The sequence below is a fragment of the Acidisphaera rubrifaciens HS-AP3 genome, assembly GCF_000964365.1.
GTDB classification, from domain to species: Bacteria; Pseudomonadota; Alphaproteobacteria; order Acetobacterales; family Acetobacteraceae; genus Acidisphaera; species Acidisphaera rubrifaciens.
Genome location: NZ_BANB01000983.1, coordinates 1 through 410, shown reverse-complemented (window position 1 = coordinate 410; position 410 = coordinate 1). Strand labels below are relative to the sequence as shown.

At 71.7% G+C, this 410-nt stretch carries 1 protein-coding gene; it reads left to right on the top strand.

Annotation, left to right across the window (positions count from 1 at the left end):
• On the top strand, positions 1–410 hold a 410-nt coding region (locus B8460_RS19535; protein ID WP_148360731.1), incomplete at both ends, for a bifunctional DNA primase/polymerase.

Sequence of the window (410 nt, the reverse complement as noted above, 5' to 3'; positions counted from 1 at the left end):
CCGCGCTGATCGGGATGCCGACCGGCGAGGCGTCCGGGCTCGACGTGCTCGACGTGGACCCGCGCCATGGCGGGGACGTCTGGCATGCGGCCAACATGCACCGCCTGCCCGAGACCCGCCTGCACCGCACGCAGTCCGGCGGCCTGCATCTTCTGTTCATCCACGCGCCCGGTGTTCGCAACAGCGAGTCGAAGATCGCGCCCGGAATCGACGTGCGCGGGGACGGTGGATACGCGATCATCCCGCCGTCGCCCGGCTACGTCGTCGAGCACGATGCCCCGCCCGCGCATTGGCCGGACTGGCTTCTGATTGAAGCACTGCCCCCTCCGCCGCCACCACGCGCCCCGTCAGGGCCGCACCCTCGGCCTGTCGCCCTCGACGTCAACCGACACGCCCGCGCCCTCATCACG